Origin of the sequence: Ochrobactrum sp. AN78 (genome assembly GCF_029909885.1) — a bacterium.
GTDB lineage: Bacteria > Pseudomonadota > Alphaproteobacteria > Rhizobiales > Rhizobiaceae > Brucella > Brucella quorumnocens.
In genome coordinates this window covers 34,576-52,572 of the sequence record NZ_JASAMU010000004.1, presented here as the reverse complement: position 1 = coordinate 52,572, position 17,997 = coordinate 34,576, and the positions used below count along the sequence as shown (strand labels likewise).

Below are 17,997 nucleotides of genomic sequence, written 5' to 3'. Positions count from 1 at the left end.
CCGCCCGGTTGGGCGGCTTTCTTATTACTTTTTATCGACTAATCAGCCAGAACGAGCAGATCATGCGATGCAAAATGCACCGTCACTTTGTCGCCGCGCTGCGGCGGTGGCTGTGTTGGATCGTTGAACGTGTCGAATGACAGCTGGTTCTTGCCAAGTGCTACGCGCGTACGAATAACCGAGCCAAGGAAATGCACATCTTCGATGGTTGCATCGAGCGAGGTATCGTGGCTCTTGCGTGCTTCGAGGCTGACAGCTTCCGGGCGCAGAGCCAGCGTGATCTGCTTGCCCTTAGCATGATGACCGAGTTCGTCGTTAACTTTGATTGTGCGACCATCAAGATCGATGCTGTTTTGTCCCGGTTCGTTGACGGATGCTTCGAGCATGTTGAGTGTGCCGACGAAGGACGCAACAAAGCGCGAGGCAGGACGGTTATAGATATCAAACGGAGTGCCGATCTGATCCGCCCGACCTTCATGCATGACGACAATGCGGTCGGAGATCGACAGTGCTTCTTCCTGATCATGTGTCACGAAGACAGTCGTGATGCCCAGCTTCTGCTGGATCGCACGGATTTCCTGACGCAGTGAAATACGGATTTTCGCGTCGAGCGCTGAAAGCGGCTCATCAAGCAGAAGCACTTGCGGCTTGGTTGCGAGCGCACGCGCCAGTGCCACACGCTGCTGCTGACCACCAGACATCTGATAGGGATAGCGGTCCGCAAGATGCTCAAGCCGGATGAGGCTCAGCATTTCCTGAACTGTGGCATCGATTTCAGCTTTTGACTTGCCAGAAACACGAAGACCGAAGGCGACGTTCTGTGCAACAGTCATATTCGGGAAGAGCGCATAGGCCTGAAAAACCATGCCGATATTGCGCTGATTGGGCTTGAGGTCGACAACATCCTTGCCGTCGATTTCAATCGCACCGCTATCCGTTGTTTCAAAGCCTGCGATCATACGCAGAACGGTTGTCTTGCCACAGCCCGAAGGCCCGAGAAAGGAAACGAACTCACCTTTTTCGACGGCAAGATTGAAATCGTGGACGACGGTATTGGCGCCGAAGCTCTTTTTCAGGTGCTTGAGATTAAGAAAAGCCATGAATGTTACCCGGCGGTTGTCTTGAATTTGTTGAGGCGAGATACGAGCTGCAGCATGATGATGCTGACCCACGTAATGCCAAACGAAATGATCGCCAGCGCGGACGGCTCATAAGCGCGATTGGCGCCCACAAGCTGCAGATACGGGCCGAAAGCTGGACGATTGAGCAGCGATGCAAGCGTGAATTCGCCAATGACAATGGCAAAGGTAATGAACGCACCGCTCATAACACCCGACATGACATTCGGGAAAATCACCTTGAACATGATCCGTCCCCAGCCAGCGCCAAGGCTCTGTGCTGCTTCGGTGAGTGTGCGGACATCAATCGTGCGCATGGCAGTATCAACAGCGCGATACATGTAAGGCAGCGACAAGGTCATATAGCCGAACATAAGCAACAGATCAGTTGCACGCGTCGACGAGGTGAACGGCAACCATGATGATGAATTATAGATGCGCAAGTAACCGAACACGATGACGATGGCCGGAATCACAAGCGGCATCAAGGTGATGAACTCAATCACTGGCCGTAAGTGCGGCAGACGCAAACGCACCCAATAGGCTGTCGGTACCACCAGCAGCACACCGAATATGATCGTCAGAACGCCGAGCAGAATCGAATAACCAAAGGTTGCCTGGAAATTCGGATCGCTGAAAACAACCCGATACGCATCAAATGAATACTCGCCGCGACGCATGCGCAGAGAAAACTCGAAGGTGCCAATCAGTGGGACCAGGAAGTAGATCGCGCCGATAAGGAAAGCGATCCACGCACCGATCTTCTGAGCGTTGAATGCCTTTTTCATCGCTGCCACCTTTCGGCGCGCATACGCAGCCAGATGTAAAGGAGGTTGGAAAGCCCGGTTATAACGATCATGCCGAGCGCCAGCGCGTACCCAAGGTTCTGGTTATGCAGAACGTCGCCTCGAATCTGCGCATAGAGCAGGATCGGAACGATGTTGAGCGAAGAACCGGTCAGTGCATAGGCGGTCGCAATCGCACCGAAGGCATTGGCGAACAGAAGCAAGGTTGTGCCGAGAAGGCTCGGCCAGAGGATCGGGAATGCAACCATGCGCCAATATTGTAGATTGGTGGCACCCAGGATCGAAGATGCCTCGCGCCATTCCTTTTTAAGACCGTCGAGTGCTGGTGTCAGAATCAGCACCATCAACGGGATCTGGAAGAACAGATAGGTGATTGTCAGGCCGAAGAAGCTTAGGAGATTAAAGCCTGTCGAATAAAGATTGAAGCCGAACCATTCGCGCAGCAGGATAGTCACAAAGCCGGTGCGTCCGAGCGTGGCCAGAAAGGCAAAGGCCAGCGGAACGCCAGCGAAATTGGATGCAACGCCTGAGAAGGTCAGTACGGTCGGACGTAGCCAGCGCGGCAGATTGCCCAGCACTACGGCCCAAGCCAGAAAGAAGCCAATCAGCGCACCGCCAAGGGCGGAGGCGAGGCTTACTTTGATCGAAATCCAATAGGCACTCATAATCTGAGGCTGGAAAAGATCACGGACATTCTGCAGCGTGAAATTGCCATTTGGGTCCTGAAAGGCGCCGATGATCAGATACATCGTCGGCCATAACAGGAAGAGAATGGCAAACAGAAAGAAAGGCGCGACGCCAATCCACGATAGTGGCAATTGACGCTTACGCACCCCGCTGATTGGTGCGGTTGTTTCGGCTGATGAACTCATGCGTTCTTTCTTTAGAGCATAATCCCGAAAGCATACAGGTTTTCGGATGTGACTACGCGTGAAATTAAAAGACGAAGTATCTCTGTCGGCTAAGATTCTATCAGAGCACCGTGAACCCTAACGGGCATATGAAGGTTGCTCTAACAGCTTAAATTCGCTGCATAATGCCTGACTGTTCAGGAAACACTGCGACGACCATTTCTGGTCGTCGCAGGCATAAACAGGGCGAGATGAAATCGCTTACTGAACGTTGGCGCCGACGACGCTATCCCAGTTCTTGGTGATTTCTTCCTGAGCGGCTTCAATCTGTTCCAAGGTTGGGAAGATAGCCTTTTCATAGGAATCTGCCGGTGGCAGCTTGTCGAGCAGATCCTGTGGGATCTTGCCAGCCTTAGCCATCGCGTTGAAGCGGATCGGATGGCAGTAGCCCTTCAGATAGCCGAGCTGGCCTTCATCCGAATAGATGTGCTCCATCCAGAGCTTTGCAGCGTTTGGATGCGGTGCGTATGCGCTGATCGCCTGAACGTAAACGCCGGCAATGACGCCGCTCTTCGGAATCACGGTTTCGATTTCCGGGTTGCCCTTGAGCGTATCGCGGTCTGCGAGAGCGTTATAATCCCAACGGATAACGATTGGGGTCGAGCCCTGTGCGAGCGAAGCAGCCTTGCCGATAACAGGAACGAAGTTACCGTTGGCATTGAGTTCCTTGTAGAATTCAAGGCCCTTCTTGCCAGCTTCTACACCGGGCTCCGCGCCGCGTGCGATACCTGCAGCGTGAACGCCGAGAATGGCCTGCGCGGAAACGCGTGGATCACCGGCGAGTGCAACCGAATTGGCATAATCGCTCTTGAGCAGATCTTCCCAATCCTGTGGGACGTCCTTGACGATGTCCTTGTTCACTTCGAAAGCGAGAACGCCGTAATAATCGCCATACCAGTAGCCTTCAGCATCCTTGGCGCTATCTGGAATTTCGTCCCAGGTTGCAACCTTGTATGGCTGGATCAGGCCGTCTTTCTTGGCGGTGGTGCCGAAGGCAAAGCCGACGTCGATCACGTCAGGAGCCTGTGGGCCCTTATTGTCCTTGTTGGCCTTGATGGCTTCGATTTCGTCGCCCGAACCCGCATCTGGATTCAGTTCGTTGACCTTGAGGCCATACTTGTCTTTGAAGCTCTTGATGATTTCGCCATAACCGCACCAATCATGCGGAAGAGCGATGGTGGTCAGTTCGCCCTCGGCCTTCGCCGCAGCGATCAGTTCGGCCGATGGTTCAGCAGCTGCAATAGAAACCCCGCCAACGGCGATTGCTGTCGATAGCGACAGCAGGCGCGCAGTAAATGCAAGCATTGTTTGACTCCCCTGTTAAAGTCGGGCGAACGCTCCCGGTCGATTCCAGTGTTCGCGCACTCCCGATAGCCGCCCTAGATGACGGTTGGATGACAGTTTGCTTATTGTCACAAATTGTCAACGACAGAAAGTGAAACACGTTTTCAGGGACTTAGCAATTGATCCATAAGGGTTAACTGCATTTTTATGACAATAAATATGACAAAGGTTTCGTCACTGTCACAATTTAAAAAGACGCTTTTCCCAAAACGACAGGAGTTTGCCTGCGCGCGGCAAAGTGCACGCAGGAACAATTTAAACGAAAATTTATGAAATACTGACGAAGCAGATTCGGTTTCGTTTGAAACCGAATCTTGTTGCTTGCTTGCTCTATTCTAGTGCCCGCCGCCACCGCCTCCGGCTGCTTGTTTTGGTTTGCGCAACAGCACGGCACAGACTGCGAGTGTACAGAACATCATCGTCAGGATGAAGAACACATCGATGAATGACATCAATGTTGATTGTTGGCGCACCATGCCTGACATTTTGGCAATGGCGACAGTTGCGCCATCCATCCCAGCCGCATTGTACTTGGCAGTCAGGTTGGCGAGCATCTGTTCGGCTTCGGCATTGCCCCAGCGAACATGTTCGGCCAGCCGTTCATAATGCATATCGTTGCGGCGCATCAGGATCGTGTTGATGACAGCCAGACCGACAGCGCCGCCGAGATTTCGCGTGAGATTGAACAGGCCGGAGGCATTCTTCATGAGAGAAGGGGGCAACGTGCCAAGCGCAAGGTTGTTGATAGGGACCATGCAAAGCATGAGCGAACAGCCACGCAAAATCTGTGGAATCAGCAGCTCGTAGAAGTCCCAGTCCGCTGTAAGCCCGGTGACCATCCACGTCCCAGCCGCAAAGCCCAGGAAGCCGATCATCATCATCAAGCGCGGGTCCATGCGCGTGGACAGGAAACCGGCAAGGGGGGCCGTGAAGAACATGGCAAGGCCGCTGACGAACAACGCTTCACCGATCATCAGGGCGTCGTAGCCACGTATTTGGCTGAGATAAAGCGGATAAAGATAAGTAAGGCCATAGAGGCCGACACCCATTACGAATGAGAACAGCGAGCCAAAGGCAAAGTTGACGTTTTTAAAGGCTCTTAAATCTACAATGGGTTCTTCGGCTGTGAAGGCTCTGAAGAAGAAGAGAATACCGCCTACAACCATTACGCCGCTCAGAATGAAAATCGCTTCATCCTGCAGCCAGTCATTGCGAGGGCCTTCTTCCAGAACATACTCCATCGAGCCGAGAAACGCTGCCATACCTGCGAGGCCCCACCAGTCGAATTTGCTCAGGAGTGAGCTGTCGCCTTCGTCGAAATCGATGAGGTTCCATGCAGCGATTGTTACCAGAATGCCCGGGCCGACATTGACCAGAAACAGCCAGTGCCAGGAAAAAGCGTGGCTGAGATAACCGCCGATTGTCGGTCCGATTGTTGGCGCAAGTGTTGCGACAAGGCCAATCATCGGCGAAACGATGGAGCGCTTGGAGGGCGGGAAGATCGTGAAGGCGGCTGCAAACACGCTTGGGATCATACCGCCGCCGATGAAACCCTGAATGGCGCGATAGACGATCATCTGATCAATATTAGTCGCGGTCGCGCAGAGCATGGAGGCAAGCGTAAAACCAGCAGCGGATACCGTGAACAGAACGCGGGTTGAGACAAGGCGTCCGAGGAAGCCTGACAGCGGGATCATGATGACTTCCGCAATCAGATAGGATGTCTGAACCCAGGAGATTTCGTCAGAGCTGGCGCTGAGGCCTGCCTGAATTTCAGACAGCGATGCGGACACAATCTGAATATCCAGAATGGCCATGAACATGCCGAACACCATCGCAAGAAAGGCAATCGCTTTCTTGGGATCGATGCGATCATCTGCAGGAGCCATGGGCCCCATTGTGGTGTTTGCAGCCATGACGGCGCACTCCGAAAGGGAAGAGGAAGGCGGCGCGAAAGCTGTCGGCCGCGCCGCCGCATGTTCTAGTGATCAGCGTTCACGCTTTTGGAATGCGCTCCCAAAAGCTTTGTCGCGCGTGTCAGTTGGCCTTGTCTTCAGGTGCGGTGCGTGTGTCCACGTCAACCGTTACGCTGAGACCGGCGCGGATCTTGCCAGAATCGAGCGCGTCCTGAGGGATCGTGATACGAACCGGAACACGCTGAACGATCTTCGTGAAGTTGCCGGTGGCATTTTCAGGCGGCAACAGCGAGAACACGGCACCCGATGCAGGGGCTACGGATGCGACCTTGCCTTCAAAGTAAGGGCCGTCGATGGCATCGACATAGATACGTGCTGTTTCGCCAGTTTTGATGTGGCCGAGCTGCGTTTCCTTGAAGTTGGCATCAATATAGAGTGCATTCACAGGAACGAGCGCTGCGATCTTCTGTCCGGGCGAAACGAGGTCGCCCTTCTTGCCGGAAAGATTACCAACAACACCATCGAAAGGTGCGCGCAGTGTCGTAAAGCTGAGATCGCGGGCAGCCTTGTCGCGGGCGAGCTCCAGCGAACGAATGGTGCTTTCCTGCTCTTTATACTGTGCGTTCAGCACTTCGATATTGGCATTGGCCGAAGCGATCTGCGCATTCGAACCAGCAAGCTTTGCCTTCGCCTGATCGAGCGACGACTGCGCGTTGTCGAGTTCGGACTGCGCGGAGAAGCGCGTATCATGGAGCTTTTGAATGCGGACCATAGTGCTTTCGGCATTCTTCAGAACAGCCTGCGAGGCCTGTTCGTCTGCCTGCGCCTGCTGCAACGTCGCCTTTGAGGCATCGATCTGCGCGTTGATACGTGCAAGGGTCTGCTTCTGGGTGTCGAGCTTGGCTTCCGCATCGTCGAGCGCAATCTGGTAATCTCCGGCATCAAGCTGGAAGATCACATCACCAGCTTTGATATGCTGGTTGGCCACGACTGGGATGCTTTCAATATAGCCGGTGACTTTTGGTGCGATAGACGCAATGTCACCCTGCACGTAAGCGTCGTCCGTTGAAACCATGAAACGGCCAACAGTCCACCAGTTGTAACCGTACCAAAGTCCACCAGCGACGGCAGCAATGAGAACGACCGGCAGCACAACGCGCTTACCAATGCCCTTTTTCTTGCCGCCTTTTGCGGTATCAGGTGTGGCGCCAGGAGCAGCAGTATCCGGGGCTGTTTGCGGTGCTGGCCGTTCGCCCATGGGTTCTGCATTCACTCTGGACTGTTCTCCCTGAGCCGTAGGGGTCGGGAATGGACGGATATCAGCCGTATCAACAGACTTATGGGCGGACATTTGGAAACTTTCTGTATAACCGCTTCAACGAACCGCTTGGTTCGATGTTGACTTAGAGCAATAAGTTGACCATATCAAGTGACATCGAACCGTTTGGTTCGAGAAAATTATGAGTTTTGTACAATGAATCGTGAACACCGCATAGAACAGAGCGCTGCAGCTGCCTTGGATAGCGATGAGGTCGGCGCCTTTGCGGTCGAACCCGATGTGGAAGGCGGACGTACGCGCCTCGCTGCAGGTCAAGATCCAATAAAGCGCCAGCAGATTCTTGAGGGTGCGCAAAATGTATTTCTGCGGATGGGATTTGACGCTGCGAGCATGAACGACATCACGCGGGAAGCGGGTGTCTCCAAGGGAACGATTTACGTTTACTTCAATAGCAAAGAAGATCTGTTCGTCGCCTTGTGCGAACATTATCGAATGACGACTTTCAGCAAGATGGTCGCTAAAATCGACAAAGGCTTCTCGACCCGCGAAGAGCTTGCTGACTTTGGCGTTACTCTGGTTACGCTTATCACTTCGACGACCGCAATTCGTGCGCAGCGCATCATTCTGGGTGTCAGTGAACGCAAGCCTGAATTGTCGGCGCGCTTTTATGAACGTGGTCCTAAGCGCAGCCACTTAATCATGGCAGATTATCTTTCCAAAATGATCCAGTCAGGCGAACTGGAGCCGTTTGATCCGCTGGAAAAAGCTTATCAGCTTTCGGATCTTTTTCTCTCCGGCCTCTATCGGCCCCGCCTTTTTGGCGTATTGAGTGAGCCACCCTCACAGCAGACAATTGTTAAAAATGTCGAGTCTGCTCTCGACTTTTTCTTCAGGGCTTATGGCAAACGAAGCCCGGATGTTTCAAAATAGTACATCCGCCCTTTGAGTGAAGGATTAAACACACATTATCCTGTCGGTAACGTAGTTTTCATTTGCGGGAGCCATATTTAGGCACCGTTCTTGTGTGTAATACATAGCAATCAATTTATTGCGGGTTGCAACACGACCCATTTTTTATGTGACTTATAAGTGATTGAAGGCCCGAAGGAGTCGATTCGCCACTGGTATTTTGGTGGCACCAGATGAAGCCCTTTTTTCCTTTATTACCAAGGATATTATGCAATGACTCTCGACTTGATTCATTTTCCGAATTTTAAGAAGACCTTCTTTGGCACCTCGTTCCAGGGCGACACACTTGCGCTTCTAACGCGTATCCGTGACGAGATTGGGTGCAAGTATATTATGCACACATATCGCGGGCGCATGGGAGATTGTACAAAGGCAAATTCTTCCGATCTTACTGTGGTGATGACTTTTCCTTCGAGCTGGGCGACCCGATATTCAGCGAAGAATTACTTCATAATTGATCCTGTCTTTCAGGATGACGCTCCCTATTATCGAAATGATTCCAGCGGAATCGTTCGCGATCTCAAGGAAGATGCTGCAGCATGCCCCGATATCGCCGACATGCTGCAGGATGCTGAGAAACATGGGCTGGGAAATACATTTATAGCGGTCTCGGCACGCAATCCGAAGGGGGCTGTTGGCTGCACACTTTTCTGCTTTGAGCTTGGCGACCAAGCTACGCCGGAAGAATTTCTTCTTAAGATGCGCCCGCGTCTGTTGAGCGTTTCTGGTATTATTCATAACACGCTGTGCGGTTGTGATAATACGAAATCAGCAGCATCTCTTCTGACACCACGTGAAGTTGATTGCTTGCGCTGGGCGGCCAATGGCAAGACGGACGGAGAAATCGCTGAAATTCTCAGCATCGCTCGCTGGACGGTCGTAACCTATCTTCAGAACGCGAAGATCAAGCTCAATTGTTCCAATCGTACTTCCGCAGTGGCGACTGCGCTCTCTCTGGGCATCATTGAAATGCCGGAAGTTCAGCATTTAATGTGATGCCGCGCTTACATGAAAAACTACCATTACACCGGATGCGTGAAGCTTCCGGTGTAACTTTTCATCACCAGAGACGTTATTCTGGATTACAGCGGTTCCAGTTAATATTGAATCGTTGGAACCGCTGTAACTATTTGTTTTTACACATTTCCCAACGCAAAACCGGTTCCTACTTTTGCTGGAAATGCTTCAAGCAGTCTTCCGCATAGGTAGGCGTGCATTGTCGATCGCATCGATCAGGCGGGTCGTATTCTGTGCCGGATCGTCGTCCGGGTTCTCAAATACAATGTGGCTCAGTTCAACGCTTGCCGTTTTCCCCGACAGTGTCAGGCGGAAATAAGCGTAGACGCCCTTATTGCGAAACTCCATGTCGAGAACGATGGACGGATTTGTGAACCAGTCACAGTGAAACTCACCGCCATGCCCAAGTTCGAGCGTGCCGGGGAAAAAATGCAGCTCAGTTGCCGAGTGGACGATATCTGCAATGTTGGCGAACAATTCGCAGCGGATGAAAGCAATATAGTCAGCTGGATCAACCAGCCGAAGTTCAGCGACGACTTCGCGAATGTTTTCGGCAATGATTGCCTCGCGTTCGTTAGAGAATTGCAGGCTCTTCATCTTGCCACCGCCGATCCGGAAGAACAGGGATATAATATATTAGAATATCCTAAAGTCATCTCAAAACCTATCAATGTAATGCATGTCGAGCATTGATGACACGGACGAGTTCAGCGACAGCCTTATAGAATTCAGGAGCGATCATCTGGTCGACATTCACCTGTTTATAGAGCGCGCGTGCCAATTGTACATCCTCGAAAACCGGGATCGAATTTGCGGCAGCGACTTCTCTTATTTTCAGAGCGATCAGATCTTGTCCCTTCGCAACAACAATTGGAGCTGCATCCTCATTGGGCCGATAGCGTAGTGCTACAGAGAAATGGGTCGGATTTGCGACAATAAGCGTTGCCGTTGGTACGGCGTTGATCATGCGGCGGCGCGCGCGATCACGTCCAAGAGAGCGCTGACGCGCTTTTACAAGCGGATCGCCTTCTGATTGCTTGTGTTCATCTTTTACTTCCTGCTTGGTCATGCGCAATTCCTGCTTCCAGTGAATGCGCGACCAAGCGAGATCGAAAGCAGCAATAGCTGCAATTGCCAGCACATTGGCAACCAGAAGCCTGACCAGATTTTCACGCAGGAATTCTGGCAACGCGCTCGGATCGGTCGCAACGGCATCGGTGAAAAGATTGTTGCTCTTGAAGAAGACGAAGAAGACAATAATGCTGGCAGCGATGAATTTCGCCAGCGACTTCAGAAACTCCACCTGACCTGAACGCCCGAAAATACGCTGCCAGCCTTTCATCAGCGATATCCGGGACGCCTGGGGACGGATACGCTCTCCGACCATGCGTGGTGCGTTCTGAAAAGCCGAAGCTGCGATGCCCGCCAGTGGAATAATGATGAAGATCGGAACGAGCGCCATACCGACTGACAGTCCAAGAATGCCAAACAGATGGCTTGCATCCTCTGCGCTGTTGAGAGTCCAATCCTCTGGACGATCCATCAACTCACGCAAGAATACGGTGAGTTTTGTCGTCGCCGGAGCTGCAACAAAGACAGCGATGACGAGAAAGGACGCGATACCTGCAAGAATGGGCGTTTCGCGGGAAAAGGGCATATTGCCCTTATCGAGAGCGTCGCGGATTTTCTTCTCGCTGGCGTCCTCTGTTTTACTCTCTTTGTCGGTATCATCGGACATGTGTCACACGCGTTCTTAGTGCATGTCTTCCAAAAGCGGAAAGCAGTTTTGGAAGACATGCGTGAAAACAAAGAGTTAGAGAATTTTCAGGAAAAGAGGCAGGGGCTTATTCCGTGTCTTCGCCTGAATCGAGCGTGATGATTCCGCGCTCCGACAGATCAATCGCAATACGAGCGACAGCTCGCCGTGCGTCTGCGATGTTCTGGCTGGTGATGTTGCCCTGTTCGGCAGCCAGTTCGCTCTCTACCATGCGGCGTCCGCGCGTGGAAAGCGACGAAAGCACTGTTTCCTGGAGGGCCGCGTCTGCGCCACGCAAAGCCGTTGCGATCTGCTCGGTCTGTACTTCATCGAAGAGCAGAAGACGGGCACGCTGCGACAGACGTTCGATATCCTCAAAGTTGAAGAGCTTGGCCTTGATGCGGGAAATGTCGTCCTGGCTGAGATCTTTGAGGCTCGCCATAAGCTCTTCCATTTCCTGCCGGTCGAGCTGGTTGAAGATGTTGGCGATCTGGCCGTGATGGGCTTTGACCGGACCGGAGTCACTGCGTCCCAGAAGGTCACGACGAAGCACATCTTCAAGAAGATCAGCGGCAGCAGGGGCGACATTGCCGATGTGCAAGGAACGCTGCACCACGGCACTGCGTAGCTGTGGAGGCAACCCTACAAAAATGCGTGCTGCGAGGTCCGACGGAAGCTTGGAAACGATATAGGCAATGATCTGCGGGTGCTGATCAGCGAGATAGGCTTGCAGCCCTTCTATCGGCAATCTTGCAAGCCCTGCCCAGACGGATTCCTGAACAAGCTGCGGTTGAACGCGCTCTTCAAACACGGCATCAGCTTCGTCTTGCGGCAGTGCTTCGCGCAGAAGACCTTCGAAGCGCTGGGCTGCTTCCGACACAGGCGCACCTTCGGCAAAGGAGTCTTCGAACTGCTTTACAAGATGTTCGAAATCAAGCGGCGAAATGGGTTCAAGCGTTCGGGCATGACCGGCAAGCTTGCGCAAATCGTCCGCATTGAAATGCTTGAGGAGACGTGATGCGGATGGACGGCCAATGGCGACAAGGATAGCAGCCGCTTTTTGCGGACCGGAGAGTGTATCGATCAATCCGCTTACGCTGTCGTCGGAAGGCTTTTGCGTTTCATTGTCGGCCATGGTCGATCCGTTACTTACCGATGATTTCGGTCAGGCTGACGCCGAACCGCGAGGAATCGTCTTCGAGCACGATGACTTCACCGCGCGCAATCACACGTCCATTGACGACGATATCGACCGGATCACCGATTTGCTTGTCGAGCGTGATGACAGCACCACGACCGAGCTTCATGAGGTTTGCGACTGGCATGGTCGTGCCGCCTAGAACCACCTGAACATCGACCGGGATACCCATGATAAGCTCGAGATTGGGCTTTGAGGCACCAGCTTTGGCGCTGCGCGGCTTTTCTTCGCGCAATTCTTCAATCGCCTCTTCCAGCTCATGCTGCATGTTTTCGTCCTTGTTCTCGGTGCTCATGCCTGCCCCGCAATTTCAACGGTTGCCTTCTTGACCGCACGGCGCACGAAGACCGGCAAGGCGCTTTTTTCTTTTGGTGCAGGTTCGCTTGCGGGCGAAAACACCTTCTCATCGATACGTGCTGCAGTTTCCGTGACGGTTCGTGCCTGACGCATATCGCGCGTGAGTGCTTTACGCAGCCGGTTCAGCTCTTCGATTGCTTCGTCCATCTCGCGGCGCACACGGTTTGTCTCGGCTAGACGGGCTTCGAGCTTTAGTGTTTCGTCTGACAAGTCGGTGCGCTGGTTCTGCAACGACTTGGCAACGCGCTCCAAACCATTGGAGGCAGCAGCCACGCGCAGCGTCAGCAGTTTACCAAGCTTGATGGTTTCGTTGGTCTTGCGACCCACAATGATGAGCGCACCAAGCGAGCCGAGCGCCAGAAGCGTCGATAGAAGATTAGCCAGCAACAAGCTCATCGATGAGATCCTCTTCCTGATTGACCGGATCGCCAACCTTGACTGTAAAGTGAATGCCGGACTTGCCGAGCGTGCATTTGAAAAGCTGCTGATCGCCAGCGCGGAGCCGTACCTGCTCCATCGCATCGACAGGGAGTTTCAGCACCTGTCCGATTTCAAGCTTTGAGAGGGCATCCAGCGTCATGCTGCCCTGTTGAATGAATGTCTCAAGCTCAATGCGGGCGCGGCTGACTTCATTGCGCATCTTCTTGGACCAGGCAGGGTCTGCCTGGTTCATGGGACGGCGCAGGAAAGCAGCAACGGCATCCTGCATTGGCTTATGTGTGGCTCTGGGAAGAAGAAGATGCAGCGTGCCGGTCTTGCCCGCAGCAACAACATCGATACGGCAGATAAAGAGGCGTGAGCGCTCAAGGTCGTCACTATTAAATTCGGCTGTGTCCATGCATTCGCCGGGCGCAAAAAGCGATTGTCCGCCGCCCATAAACACCTGATCCAGTGCCGCCGACATATGCGATGTCAGCTGGTTGGATACCTTGCGTTCGAGCATGCCAAAGGGGCGTTCAAGGTCAAAACTACCGAGGTTGCCCTGCGCGCCGAACATGGTTTCGATGACTGAAAACACCAGGGTTGCGTCGGCAGTCAGATAAAGCTTGCAGCCCCAGCGATCGGCTTTGAGTGGCGCGATGATTGCAGCCTGATCGAGAATGGCATTGATCGCGGCGTCATCAGCCGTTTCTACCTGACCAGCTTCGGCATCAAACGCAGCGGCGCTTCCCTGCTTGAGACGGCCACAAAAATGAGACGATGCATCCTTGAAGACATGCGCAAGCGATTTGAGATCGTCACCGGAAAGTCCGGCCGCACGTAAAAGGTTTTCAGCGAGCACGTCGTTTTTGCGGTTTTGGTCCGGAGAAGTCATATCAGGCCGCCTGCTGGATCGGCGTGGTCGCCATGGTTTCCTGCTCAACCACGTCGATGCTTGGACGCTCATAGGCCGAAATGGTCTTGCGGCCATATTCAAGCGCGATCTGCGGCAGCGAACCATTCATGTAGGCAAGCAGCGTCTGTTTCACGACGGTATAGAGACGGTTTTGCTTGTCTCGGGTTGACTTGATCTTGGTGGCGATCGGACCCACGACACCGTAAGAGAAGAAGATACCGGCAAATGTTCCGACAAGTGCTGCACCGATCAGGTGACCAAGCACTTCCGGCGACTGATTGAGCGCGCCCATGGCCTTGATAACACCCAGAACTGCGGCAACGATGCCCAGCGCGGGCAACGCTTCCGAAATCGAAACCATCGCCTGATACGGTTTGAGCTTGTCACGCGAGAGCGTGTGGATTTCTTCATCCATAAGCGCTTCAATTTCATGGGGACGTACATTTCCGACAATGATAAGGCGGCAATAGTCACAGATGAAATGCACGAGGTCGTCGTTTTTCAGAACGCTCGGATAGGCCTGGAAGATCGCGGACTCTTTTGGGTTGTCGATATGGACTTCCACTTCATTGCGCGACTTTGCGCGCAATTCCCGCATCAGGCTGTAAAGCAGGCCCAGAACGTCGAGATAATCACGTTGCTTTGGTACAGCATTTGCGAAGGCTTCCATGCAGGCCTTGCCCGTATCCTTCACAAGCGAAAGGGGGTTGGCGACAAAGAATGTACCGAGTGCTGCGCCCAGAATAATGACGAATTCCCACGGCTGGATGAGCACGCTGACGTGCCCGCCCATGGCGATGAAACCGCCGAGCATGCAGCCCAGTGTGATGGCGAGGCCGATGAGAATACCCAAAGCGCATGACTCCCGTTGATTCGAAGTTACAGCGGCTCCAGTTAAAACCGAATCGTTGAAGCCGCTGTAACTATTTGTTTTTACGCACTATCCTACGCAAAACCGCTTCGCACTTTTTGCTGGAAATGCTGTATTTTTGCACCTTAAGGATTGCGCCTTGTGCGAAGCTTGCCATTTGAGACCGAGCAATTGACGCGGAAATGCATCAGCTTCGGACAAGCTTGATCGAGCATAACGTTCATGAAAAATTGCAGGGGGTTCTCGCATGGTCAACACGATGATGAGTTATCGGCTGATTGCGTCCGATATGACGCGGTCGTTGCAGCGCGTCTCGAAGGAGCCTGTGGTTGAGCGGGAAACCGCTTACTACAAAGAGAATATCGGCAAGGTTAAATCCATTGACGATTTCATGTCCGACACCCGGCTTTTCAATTACGCCATGAAGGCATTTGGCCTTGAAGACATGGCCTATGCGAAAGCTTTCGTACGCAAGATCCTCACCGAAGGTGTCAAAAGCGATGACGCCATGGCGAACAAGCTGACTGACAAGCGCTACAAAGAATTCGCAACAACCTTTGATTTTCAAGGCAAGGGCGACAAGGCGACAGAAGGCACTGCTGCACAGCAAGGGGTGATGGACAAGTATGTCCGTCAGACGCTTGAAACGGAAGCAGGCAGTCAGAATGAAGGCGTCCGTCTGGCGCTCTATTTTGAGCGCAAGGCATCTACCATCACCAATGCGTATGAAATCCTCGGCGACAAAGCGTTGCTTACGATGATGCAGACGACTTTCGGCTGGCCGTCAGCCATGTCGAACGCCGACATCGACAAGCAGGCCAAGATGATCGAGGCGAAAGTCGATTTCTCGAAAATGTCCGATCCCGACCATGTGTCGAAGCTGATTTCGCGCTTCACGGCCATGCATGAAATGAACAATCCAACGGCGAGCAGCCCAGCTTCCATTGCGTCACTGTTGCTGGGCGGAACATCGTCAGTTGGCATATCGGCCAACATCCTGACCACATTGCAAAACTTTAAGCCGGGCGGACGCTGATCGATGCAGAATAATTCCATCTATGTCGGGCTTTCTTCGCTCGTAACGCTTGAGCGACGGATGAACGCCATCGCTCATAATGTGGCGAATATCTCAACACCGGGGTTCCGTGGTGAAGGCACCAAGTTCGACACCATCGTTTCGAACAAGGCCAGCGAAGACATAAATTTTGCGACTGCTGGCAAAAGCTTCATCCGAACTGAAGCAGGCTCGATGCTAGAAACCGGCAATCCATTTGATGTCGCCGTCAAAGGCAACGTCTGGATGTCGGTGAACACGCCGCAAGGTCTGGTTTACACACGCGACGGGCGCATGAAAATGATGCCGACAGGCGAGCTGGTGTCTGTAACCGGAAACTCCATTCTGGATGTGGGTGGCGCGCCGATTGTGCTCAATCCCGATGGCGGTGCGCCTAAAATATCAAGCGACGGCGCAGTCTACCAGAATGGTGCACAGATTGGTGCCATCGGTCTGTTCTCAATTCCTGCTGATGCTGATCTCAGCTATGCTGGCAATTCTGGCGTCGTACCGAACAAGCCGGCACAGCCTGTCGTTGACGATATGAGCGCAGGCGTTGTGCAGGGCATGATTGAAGGCTCCAATGTTGATGGTATGACGGAAATGACACGTCTGATCAGCGTTAGCCGTGCTTTCGAGCAGGTCAACAATCTGCTTGGCCAGCAGGAAAACACAGTCGCTGAAGCCATCAGGACGCTAGGCTCCAAAAACGGATGATCTCTGACCTCCCGCTCACGCGGCTTGCCGCCTTTGCACGTCAGCAATCGATAGCGCCAAAGCCACTAACCGGCATTGGTGGCACGGTGAGTGATGTGTCGCGTTCGGCAATTGCTGTGCGCGGGTTGTCGCGTAATGCGCGTTTGGGTGATGCAGTGGCCATTCGTGCTGATGGAGGGCAAAGTCTGGCGGAAATCATCCGCGTGGCAGACCGTCAGGTGCTGGTGAAGCCTTTCGACGACCGCATTATTCCGTCTCTTGGCGCGGCTGTTTTCGAGGAAGGTCCGCTGCGCATTCGCCCGGCGCCGGAATGGCGTGGCCGGGTTATCAATGCGCTTGGCGAAGCAGTTGACGGAAAAGGCGCTCTTCAGCCCGGCACACGGCCGATGGCTTCCGAGAATCTGGCTCCAGCTGCATTGCGCCGCGCCCGCGTTGATCGGGGGCTTCGCACCGGCGTCAATGTGATTGATATTTTCACGCCGCTTTGTTTTGGACAACGTATCGGAATTTTTGCGGGCTCTGGTGTGGGTAAATCCACATTGCTGGCCATGATGACCCGTGCGGGCGATTTTGACACTGTGGTTCTGGCCCTGACCGGCGAGCGTGGTCGTGAAGTGCGCGAGATGCTTGAAGAGACCATGGCCGGGCATCTCAACAAGACTGTGACGGTGGTCGCCACTGGCGATGAAAGCCCGATGATGCGCCGCCTCGCACCCAATACGGCGACAGCGATAGCCGAATATTTTCGCGATCTTGGCCAGAACGTGCTGTTGATTGTGGATTCCGTTACCCGATTTGCACATGCGGCGCGCGAAGTGGCGATTGCCGCAGAAGAACCGCCTGTTTCGCGCGGTTATCCGCCAAGTGTTTTCAGCCAGCTTCCTCGCCTTCTTGAACGCGCCGGACCGGGCATCACCGAGGCAGGTGGAAGCATCACCGGCATCTATTCGGTGCTGGTCGATGGTGACGACCACAATGATCCGGTTTCGGATACCATTCGCGGCACATTGGATGGTCATATTGTTCTCGACCGTGCCATTGCTGCTCAGGGGCGTTTTCCAGCAGTGGATATTCCTGCGTCAGTATCGCGTCTGGCCAAGCACAACTGGACGCCGGAACAGCGCAAACTTGCAGGTCAATTGCGCAGCATGGTTGCACGTTTTGAAGAAACGCGCGATCTGCGCGCGATTGGTGCTTATCAAAAGGGCAATGACGGCCTGTTGGATCAGGCGGTCGATCTTGTTCCGCGTATTTATGATGCGCTGCAACAATCGCCCGAAACAGGTCTGTCGGAAGACCCTTATCACGACCTTGCCGCAGCGTTACGCGGAGAAAAACAGACATGAAG

General features: G+C 53.4%; 18 protein-coding genes. 5 read left to right on the top strand and 13 right to left on the bottom strand.

What is annotated here, in order from left to right:
* Positions 1 to 38: 38 nt before the first annotated feature.
* From QBD00_RS09605 to QBD00_RS09580, 6 genes are all read right to left on the bottom strand, one after another.
* A complete protein-coding gene (locus QBD00_RS09605) occupies positions 39 to 1,100 on the bottom strand; it encodes an ABC transporter ATP-binding protein (RefSeq protein WP_151092976.1) in 1,062 nt (353 codons plus the stop codon).
* Positions 1,101 to 1,105: 5 nt separating this feature from the next.
* Positions 1,106 to 1,906 (bottom strand): ABC transporter permease, encoded by an 801-nt coding sequence (locus QBD00_RS09600; RefSeq protein WP_151092974.1) that lies wholly within the window; start codon positions 1,904 to 1,906, stop codon positions 1,106 to 1,108.
* Positions 1,903 to 2,796, bottom strand: a complete 894-nt coding sequence (locus QBD00_RS09595) for an ABC transporter permease (RefSeq protein ID WP_151092972.1) — start codon at positions 2,794 to 2,796, stop codon at positions 1,903 to 1,905. Before QBD00_RS09595 ends, QBD00_RS09600 begins: the two co-directional genes overlap by 4 nt.
* A 240-nt stretch (positions 2,797 to 3,036) precedes the next feature.
* Positions 3,037 to 4,140 (bottom strand): ABC transporter substrate-binding protein, encoded by a 1,104-nt coding sequence (locus QBD00_RS09590; protein WP_191792958.1) that lies wholly within the window; start codon positions 4,138 to 4,140, stop codon positions 3,037 to 3,039.
* A gap of 374 nt (positions 4,141 to 4,514) precedes the next feature.
* Positions 4,515 to 6,095 carry a DHA2 family efflux MFS transporter permease subunit gene (locus tag QBD00_RS09585; protein WP_151092968.1) on the bottom strand — a complete coding sequence of 527 codons (1,581 nt, stop codon included), beginning with the start codon at positions 6,093 to 6,095 and terminating at the stop codon, positions 4,515 to 4,517.
* Between the two features lie 121 nt (positions 6,096 to 6,216).
* Complete coding sequence (locus tag QBD00_RS09580; RefSeq protein ID WP_151092966.1) at positions 6,217 to 7,446, bottom strand: HlyD family secretion protein; 1,230 nt, start codon at positions 7,444 to 7,446, stop codon at positions 6,217 to 6,219.
* Between the two features lie 123 nt (positions 7,447 to 7,569).
* On the opposite strand from QBD00_RS09580, the gene QBD00_RS09575 reads away from it, so the two are divergent.
* Both QBD00_RS09575 and QBD00_RS09570 read left to right on the top strand, forming a co-directional pair.
* Positions 7,570 to 8,304 carry a TetR/AcrR family transcriptional regulator gene (locus QBD00_RS09575; protein ID WP_151092964.1) on the top strand — a complete coding sequence of 245 codons (735 nt, stop codon included), beginning with the start codon at positions 7,570 to 7,572 and terminating at the stop codon, positions 8,302 to 8,304.
* Between the two features lie 252 nt (positions 8,305 to 8,556).
* Positions 8,557 to 9,339, top strand: coding sequence for a LuxR family transcriptional regulator (locus tag QBD00_RS09570; RefSeq protein ID WP_318579312.1), 783 nt, complete (start codon positions 8,557 to 8,559; stop codon positions 9,337 to 9,339).
* Between the two features lie 189 nt (positions 9,340 to 9,528).
* Here the strand turns inward: QBD00_RS09570 and QBD00_RS09565 are convergent, their stop codons facing one another.
* The 7 genes from QBD00_RS09565 to motA form a co-directional block, all read right to left on the bottom strand.
* Complete coding sequence (locus tag QBD00_RS09565) at positions 9,529 to 9,957, bottom strand: hypothetical protein (protein WP_264231984.1); 429 nt, start codon at positions 9,955 to 9,957, stop codon at positions 9,529 to 9,531.
* A 70-nt stretch (positions 9,958 to 10,027) separates the two neighbouring features.
* On the bottom strand, positions 10,028 to 11,098 hold the full coding sequence (gene flhB / locus QBD00_RS09560; RefSeq protein WP_151092958.1) for a flagellar type III secretion system protein FlhB: 1,071 nt from the start codon (positions 11,096 to 11,098) through the stop codon (positions 10,028 to 10,030).
* Positions 11,099 to 11,204: 106 nt separating this feature from the next.
* Positions 11,205 to 12,251, bottom strand: coding sequence for a flagellar motor switch protein FliG (locus tag QBD00_RS09555; protein WP_151092956.1), 1,047 nt, complete (start codon positions 12,249 to 12,251; stop codon positions 11,205 to 11,207).
* Between the two features lie 10 nt (positions 12,252 to 12,261).
* Positions 12,262 to 12,609 (bottom strand): flagellar motor switch protein FliN, encoded by a 348-nt coding sequence (fliN, locus tag QBD00_RS09550; protein ID WP_094579455.1) that lies wholly within the window; start codon positions 12,607 to 12,609, stop codon positions 12,262 to 12,264.
* Positions 12,606 to 13,067, bottom strand: coding sequence for a BAB2_0123 family type IV secretion system effector (locus QBD00_RS09545; protein ID WP_318579311.1), 462 nt, complete (start codon positions 13,065 to 13,067; stop codon positions 12,606 to 12,608). The genes fliN and QBD00_RS09545 overlap by 4 nt, the downstream gene beginning before the upstream one ends.
* A complete protein-coding gene (locus QBD00_RS09540; protein ID WP_318579310.1) occupies positions 13,048 to 13,986 on the bottom strand; it encodes a FliM/FliN family flagellar motor switch protein in 939 nt (312 codons plus the stop codon). Before QBD00_RS09540 ends, QBD00_RS09545 begins: the two co-directional genes overlap by 20 nt.
* Position 13,987: 1 nt before the next feature.
* Positions 13,988 to 14,860: a flagellar motor stator protein MotA gene (gene motA, locus QBD00_RS09535; RefSeq protein ID WP_095445427.1), complete on the bottom strand. Its 873-nt coding sequence runs from the start codon at positions 14,858 to 14,860 to the stop codon at positions 13,988 to 13,990.
* Between the two features lie 265 nt (positions 14,861 to 15,125).
* Between motA and QBD00_RS09530 the strand changes: the two genes are divergently transcribed.
* Genes QBD00_RS09530 through fliI form a run of 3 tightly spaced genes read left to right on the top strand, consistent with a single transcriptional unit; the run spans position 15,126 to position 17,995 of the window.
* Complete coding sequence (locus QBD00_RS09530; protein WP_318579309.1) at positions 15,126 to 15,914, top strand: DUF1217 domain-containing protein; 789 nt, start codon at positions 15,126 to 15,128, stop codon at positions 15,912 to 15,914.
* A 3-nt stretch (positions 15,915 to 15,917) separates the two neighbouring features.
* On the top strand, positions 15,918 to 16,649 hold the full coding sequence (flgF, locus tag QBD00_RS09525; protein WP_151092948.1) for a flagellar basal-body rod protein FlgF: 732 nt from the start codon (positions 15,918 to 15,920) through the stop codon (positions 16,647 to 16,649).
* The gene (fliI, locus tag QBD00_RS09520) at positions 16,646 to 17,995 is read left to right on the top strand and encodes a flagellar protein export ATPase FliI (protein WP_318579308.1); all 1,350 of its coding nucleotides are present in this window, start codon (positions 16,646 to 16,648) and stop codon (positions 17,993 to 17,995) included. Before flgF ends, fliI begins: the two co-directional genes overlap by 4 nt.
* The last annotated feature ends 2 nt before the right edge of the window (positions 17,996 to 17,997 follow it).

Excerpts from the sequence above, each read along its gene's own strand:
- QBD00_RS09595 (WP_151092972.1), bottom strand. The coding sequence starts at position 2,796 with ATGAGTTCATCAGCCGAAACAACCGCACCAATCAGCGGGGTGCGTAAG.
- QBD00_RS09565 (WP_264231984.1), bottom strand. The coding sequence starts at position 9,957 with ATGAAGAGCCTGCAATTCTCTAACGAACGCGAGGCAATCATTGCCGAA.
- QBD00_RS09575 (WP_151092964.1), top strand. The coding sequence starts at position 7,570 with ATGAATCGTGAACACCGCATAGAACAGAGCGCTGCAGCTGCCTTGGAT.
- fliI (WP_318579308.1), top strand. The coding sequence starts at position 16,646 with ATGATCTCTGACCTCCCGCTCACGCGGCTTGCCGCCTTTGCACGTCAG.
- QBD00_RS09585 (WP_151092968.1), bottom strand. The coding sequence starts at position 6,095 with ATGGCTGCAAACACCACAATGGGGCCCATGGCTCCTGCAGATGATCGC.
- flhB (WP_151092958.1), bottom strand. The coding sequence starts at position 11,098 with ATGTCCGATGATACCGACAAAGAGAGTAAAACAGAGGACGCCAGCGAG.
- fliN (WP_094579455.1), bottom strand. The coding sequence starts at position 12,609 with ATGAGCACCGAGAACAAGGACGAAAACATGCAGCATGAGCTGGAAGAG.
- QBD00_RS09555 (WP_151092956.1), bottom strand. The coding sequence starts at position 12,251 with ATGGCCGACAATGAAACGCAAAAGCCTTCCGACGACAGCGTAAGCGGA.
- QBD00_RS09540 (WP_318579310.1), bottom strand. The coding sequence starts at position 13,986 with ATGACTTCTCCGGACCAAAACCGCAAAAACGACGTGCTCGCTGAAAAC.
- QBD00_RS09530 (WP_318579309.1), top strand. The coding sequence starts at position 15,126 with ATGGTCAACACGATGATGAGTTATCGGCTGATTGCGTCCGATATGACG.
- flgF (WP_151092948.1), top strand. The coding sequence starts at position 15,918 with ATGCAGAATAATTCCATCTATGTCGGGCTTTCTTCGCTCGTAACGCTT.
- QBD00_RS09570 (WP_318579312.1), top strand. The coding sequence starts at position 8,557 with ATGACTCTCGACTTGATTCATTTTCCGAATTTTAAGAAGACCTTCTTT.
- QBD00_RS09605 (WP_151092976.1), bottom strand. The coding sequence starts at position 1,100 with ATGGCTTTTCTTAATCTCAAGCACCTGAAAAAGAGCTTCGGCGCCAAT.
- QBD00_RS09600 (WP_151092974.1), bottom strand. The coding sequence starts at position 1,906 with ATGAAAAAGGCATTCAACGCTCAGAAGATCGGTGCGTGGATCGCTTTC.
- QBD00_RS09590 (WP_191792958.1), bottom strand. The coding sequence starts at position 4,140 with ATGCTTGCATTTACTGCGCGCCTGCTGTCGCTATCGACAGCAATCGCC.
- QBD00_RS09580 (WP_151092966.1), bottom strand. The coding sequence starts at position 7,446 with ATGTCCGCCCATAAGTCTGTTGATACGGCTGATATCCGTCCATTCCCG.
- QBD00_RS09545 (WP_318579311.1), bottom strand. The coding sequence starts at position 13,067 with ATGAGCTTGTTGCTGGCTAATCTTCTATCGACGCTTCTGGCGCTCGGC.